The following is a 5,661-nucleotide window of genomic DNA, read 5'->3' on the forward strand; positions in this document are numbered from 1 at the left end:
AAACTGGATCTATATTCAAATCAACATTACCATCTTTTTTAACCTTTAGCTTTTTGATTTCGGTTTTAAACTCATTGGTTATACTAGTGGTCTCTTTTCGAATAGATTCTACAATAATACTTTTCTGGTTGTCCAGCATTCTTTCCGCAGCACTTATAGAAACCAAATACCCTCCATACATCGCTGAAATCATGACAACAATAGTAATCATTAGGTTCTCTGCAAGGTTTTTATAATTGATCATCTTAAAAGAGGTTGGATTTTTTTAATCGCATATTTACCTGGACAAGCAGTAGGAGAAGTTTGCCTATGGTATCGAACCCTCACAATATTAAGATATACACTTAAGGAATCCTGTAATCGTTTTGCAGCTTGTAACGCAGCATCGGGCAATTCTTTTTCATGATAATTACCCACAAACACAATCCCAATGGAATTTGTATTATGTCCGGAATCATGCCAACTAATTTCATTCACATCATTTAATTGATATATTGTCCCATCCCATCCAATAGCAAAACAATATCCAATCTCCGGAAAGCCTCTATGCAAATGACCTCTGGCAATTTGTTTCAATGATTGCCCTTTACTAGCCGTATGATGATACGTGATATACAAAGGCCTTTCTAGCGAACGCTTTCTATAGTTTTTAGTTTCGCTTTTAGGTAATGTATCGGTCAGGTTAATCACTCCCATGGAAGCAAAAACTACACCTAATACTCCAATGATTCCACCTATTACTTTATTTTTCATTTTTAAGGGTTTTAAGTTGTTCTACTAATAATTCTTTTTCTGCTTTTTCTTTACTTTCCCGTGCTTTTTCAGCCTTATACTTTCTTATGTTTAGTAAGATTGCCGTAACACCAACCACCAAAGCCAAGCTTATATTCAAAACTTCAACAATGGATAAACTTGCAATCATCAATGCTATTCCGGAAAGTGTATTTTCTGTTTTCATAAAGTATTATTTTGGGATATATGATTATTCAGGGGTCATATTGATTACATTCCAATTTGTTCCATCATGAAATTTAATTTTATTAGCATCATCACTATCTGTTATAAATGTTCCGGCTACAGGACTTGCTATGGATGATTTTGGAACAGGATGAAGGATCATAGCTCCATTCTTTAAAATGGTAAATGCATCACTCGGCGCAAGAGATGTTCCATTGGCAGCATTAAACAATCTATCAGTTCCAACTTTTTCAGTAGCTGACCCTGCTGTATATTGTGTTCCATAAGAACCAATTGAAAATTCAACATAGGAAGGAGCCGAAGTACCTTCACCCGCAGAAAAACCAGCATAACCTTCTGCATCAGTATCTGAGTTAAAAGAAGCTGAATAATCTCCTGCCGAATTATTATCACCATTGGCTGCGAATGACAATAGCCCAGGTGAATCACTAGTACCAAAAGCAACAGACCCCACACCAGTAGCTCCTCTGGTTGTTGAAGGGTTATTACTTAAGGAAAAATCAATAGCGAACGCGCCTCTATCCCCATAATTTAAAGGATCTCTACCCACCAACGCCCAAAAAGCATTACCATTCTCAGTTAACATCTCAAGTCCAGTTGATGAACCACCAGATTCCCCACCAGAACCAAGTGGTATCCATGCACTCCAAACATCACTATTTCGACCTCTGTAAAAAAGTCCTTTCGCTAAGGAAGCAGCATCTCCATAAGGAATAGCAATTTGGGTAATAACACCAGTTCCATCATTGGATCCATACTCGAAGCATAATGAATAGAATAATATAGTATCATCAGGAGTAGGTCCGTTGGTTGCATTACCTCGAATTAAACCAATATTAGTTCCTGGCTGATTATTGCTTACAGTATTCCAATCTAATACAATATCAATATTTGAAGCGGTAAAACTATCTTTTATTGTATTGTAAACCTTTATAAACTCTTCGGGTAATCCTGCAATATTAGCAATGGTAAGATTCTGAAGATCATCTTTATTTTGCTTGATATAATTTACGATCTCCTGTAACTCATCCAGTGTAGTATCATCACTATTCAGTAGCGATAATATTTGATCAATAAACCCTTTTAAAACAACGCCTTGATTTGCAGATAAAGCTGCATTGGCAACTGTAGATATCAGGTCATCAACAACCGAAGGAATATCGCTAAAACTCGGTGATTTTTCAATATCATCTGCATGAGCATTGACAACTTCTTTGATCTCATTAAAATCTTCAGCAGTTGCCTGCTGAGTTCGATCTTCAACCGGGCGAGGGTTCGTCTTTTCGTTATATGTAATTCTCTCTGACATAGTTCAAATTTCGATTTTCGGTNTACAACCCCTTGATTAGCAGATAAAGCTGCATTGGCAACGGTAGATATAAGATCATCAGCGACCGAAGGAATATCTCCAAAACTCGGTGATTTTTCAATATCATCTGCATGAGCATTGACAACTTCTTTGATCTCATTAAAATCTTCAGCAGTTGCCTGCTGAGTTCGATCTTCAACCGGGCGAGGGTTCGTCTTTTCGTTATATGTAATTCTCTCTGACATAGTTCAAAATTCGTTTTTCAGTCTTCCAAAAAAAAGGACATCATAATCCTAGGCCTGACTTTAGTTTTATAATATTTTTATTGGCAGGCTTCGATTCTCTTTGTGGTATAGGAAACACATCAGGATGTTTAACAAGTAATGCATTTAGTTTTTTTAAATATTCTTCTCCATCCTTTTGTTGGCTGTCTTTAAGTTTATGTAATCGTTCATCAGAATATTCACTAGTCTTTTCCCATGGAAGTTGCTCCCAGATATACATAGCTGAACTACCTGTCATTACAAAAGCTCCTGAATCTACAGATTTTGCTATGGTAAGAGCTACCTCGGCCTTTTGGCATAAATCCAAAGCTCTGGATAAGACAGGATCCATTGTTCTTGTTTTTATAAGGTTCATAGCCTCTTCTCCCAACATGGGTAAAAAATATTGTTCTTCTATTTTTCTAACTATAGGCTTTAAAGCAATAAATGTTTTTCGGGAACTGGAGATATTAAAGTGCTGTTGAAATTCATCCGTTCTTTTATTAAAATGTTCATTAAAAACTGAATATGCAGCACTATCCCTCCAATCCGGAAATTTATCTACATAATATTCCATCGCTTTTAAAGCTTCATCAATGGCCTCAAATCCCGTATCCGTAAATCCCCGTTGAAGATCACGTTTTGTTGCCCAATCTATAGACTTGGTATCTTCCAGTTCAGTTTGTTTTGTACCGTAGTTAGTGATATGTACGCACAATTGAGAAAACCCTAAATGAAAAGCCAAATTTGCACTGGCCTCCGCTAATAAATACTTTACCTCTGCGATATCGGAATCGCTTCCATCGTGATTTAGGATAGTTGTATATTCTTCTTTACCAATATTAGGGATAATGTATTTACGCTCTGCACGCTTAATAAAAGGTAGTGCTTTATCGAAGTCAAAATTCCAAGTAACATTGACATACTCTTGTAACTCAAGTCTATTGTTTACTAAATTCATATTCCTGATTGTTTACCGTTAGGGTTTTTATCTAAAGTCGTGAGCTTCACATTTTCAAAGCCTGCCTGTAAATCCGGATCCCACCCATTCCATTCTTTAATTAAATCCCATATCTGTAATGTAGTATCCCGTTTGGTTTTAAATAATGCAGATAGGATATCAAAAGCTACACGCTTATCACTACCAGATCCAGATCCCATATTCCCTCCTGGCACTCCTCCACCAATTAAAGATGCATCTACCATCATGGCAAATAGAATTTCAGTATTAGCAGCTGTAGCATCAGGTAAATAGGAGCCTTCCTTCATTTTATTATCGATAGGCTCGATCTCAATAGCATTCACCCATTTACCATCATCGTCCTTTAACTTTCTGGAGTACATACTTCTTCCGGAAGATTCATTACCAGACAAATGATCATCGATTGCTTTTAATGTTTCCTCTCGGATTTTGTTACGCTCATCTACATCAAATTTGTCTGTCCAATCATCACCATATTGTTCTTCGAAATATGCTTCACTAACATGAACCAAGAATTTAATATTCAATTGATTTTTGAATAGATGTTTTTTATACATCGGGATAGAGTTAGAAACTTCTAACCATCCGTTGTTAAAAATCGCATGCCATGTGGGTTTTGGATAGTAGGCCTCATCGGTCATTGTATAATGAACAGGCAATACAAATTCATAAATCCGTTTTTTCCGACAGTATTCTAAAATCTCTTCATAACACCACATAGGGTCTACACTATGAATTTTAGCAGCATCTTTAGTGTCATCATCATCCCATTGATTTTTGAAATATACCATTTCAGAAAAACCAGAAGACGGGTTCATCAGCTCACGTCTGCCCCATGCCGTTTTTTGTCTTCTAATACGCAATACCTTTTTATAATCTTTACTGAGAATCAGTGAAGGGAAACCGATCCCGTAACTTTCCAGATCATTTATGGTTTCTGTAAAGAAGGTATTCATCTTATTGCGTTTAAAGAACGCCTGCACCTCTGGATGATCTTCTTTATACTCTATTACTTTTTCCCTTTTCCCTGTAGTTTCTGATTTTTGATTTTTATAAAAGGTAAGACCATTACCATAGTGCGCAGATTTAAGTAAACTTAAGCCTCCGGAAGCTGCTCCATTTAAACGAATAGCATCCATAAATTTATTAGGGTACCTATTATCATCTCCCCATGGAGCAATCACTCCTTTTTTAAAATTTGTTTCTCCTTTATGGATTACCTTTGTTGGTTTTTGATGCCTCTCATCAACCATTAAACTGACCGAGGCCTTTCCAAAATATACGCCGTGTGTTTGTTTCATATTAATAGACTACTTCTAAACCGTTAAACTTGGTGATTAAAAGAATATTGATCTTTTTTACCTCCCCTGTAGAAAGCTCTATATTCCTTGTATAGTTTTTAAAATGGTTAGGATTTTTACGTTTGACCTCCTGCGTTTTAACCGAAAGTACCTTTGCCCAGTCCCTTACTTTTTCTTTCTCTTTAGGCATACACAAAACTGCATTTTCATATACTTTTAATTTGCCTCCCATTTTGTTTTGATTATTCCATGTTCTCACCTCCATCGAAAAAGGAATTGGATTTCCCTCCTTATCCAATTGACGCATGTTTTCTAAAACTTTACTGAGAAGTATGACATTTTTCANACCGAAAGTACCTTTGCCCAGTCCCTTACTTTTTCTTTCTCTTTAGGCATACACAAAACTGCATTTTCATATACTTTTAATTTGCCTCCCATTTTGTTTTGATTATTCCATGTTCTCACCTCCATCGAAAAAGGAATTGGATTTCCCTCCTTATCCAATTGGCGCATGTTTTCCAAAACTTTACTGAGAAGTATGACATTTTTCATAGTACGAAGGTCATTTTTACACCGAATTAAAAAAAGGACACACCTTTTTCCCCGATTTTTCAGGGTGGTTTTCTCATTTTTAAAAAGTCATTAATTTGACAATCAAAATATTAACCTCAAAAACATCATTGTTTTTATCAAAAGTGAACAGCCCATAGCGCCGCATCCTATAGAGAATCTTCACTTTCCCTTACCTAAATCGACCGATATATGAATTTAACTTCTGGATCTGTGCAAATCAGGACCCCATACACACCATGCCTAAATGACCAAGTA

7 protein-coding genes are annotated in these 5,661 nt (G+C 36.2%); all 7 read right to left on the reverse strand.

Features of this window, described 5'->3' with window-relative positions; all coding sequences use genetic code 11:
- Window positions 1–244, reverse strand: a 244-nt coding sequence (locus tag FOF46_RS30710; RefSeq protein ID WP_143919231.1) for a hypothetical protein, incomplete at its 3' end; no start/stop codon positions are given.
- Window positions 241–753, reverse strand: a complete 513-nt coding sequence (locus tag FOF46_RS30715; protein WP_143919232.1) for a peptidoglycan recognition protein family protein — start codon at window positions 751–753, stop codon at window positions 241–243. The genes FOF46_RS30715 and FOF46_RS30710, both read right to left, overlap by 4 nt.
- The gene (locus tag FOF46_RS30720; protein WP_143919233.1) at window positions 743–958 is read right to left on the reverse strand and encodes a hypothetical protein; all 216 of its coding nucleotides are present in this window, start codon (window positions 956–958) and stop codon (window positions 743–745) included. The genes FOF46_RS30715 and FOF46_RS30720 overlap by 11 nt, the downstream gene beginning before the upstream one ends.
- 24 nt (window positions 959–982) lie before the next feature.
- The gene (locus FOF46_RS30725) at window positions 983–2,287 is read right to left on the reverse strand and encodes a pyocin knob domain-containing protein (protein WP_143919234.1); all 1,305 of its coding nucleotides are present in this window, start codon (window positions 2,285–2,287) and stop codon (window positions 983–985) included.
- A 285-nt stretch (window positions 2,288–2,572) separates the two neighbouring features.
- Window positions 2,573–3,511: a DUF6712 family protein gene (locus tag FOF46_RS30730; protein ID WP_143919235.1), complete on the reverse strand. Its 939-nt coding sequence runs from the start codon at window positions 3,509–3,511 to the stop codon at window positions 2,573–2,575.
- The gene (locus FOF46_RS30735; protein WP_143919236.1) at window positions 3,508–4,833 is read right to left on the reverse strand and encodes a hypothetical protein; all 1,326 of its coding nucleotides are present in this window, start codon (window positions 4,831–4,833) and stop codon (window positions 3,508–3,510) included. Before FOF46_RS30735 ends, FOF46_RS30730 begins: the two co-directional genes overlap by 4 nt.
- A gap of 1 nt (window position 4,834) precedes the next feature.
- Entirely contained in the window at window positions 4,835–5,140 is a 306-nt protein-coding gene (locus FOF46_RS30740) for a hypothetical protein (protein WP_143919237.1), read from the reverse strand.
- Window positions 5,141–5,661: the final 521 nt, after the last annotated feature.

It is taken from the genome of Aquimarina algiphila, assembly GCF_007489275.1.
Classification (GTDB): domain Bacteria; phylum Bacteroidota; class Bacteroidia; order Flavobacteriales; family Flavobacteriaceae; genus Aquimarina; species Aquimarina algiphila.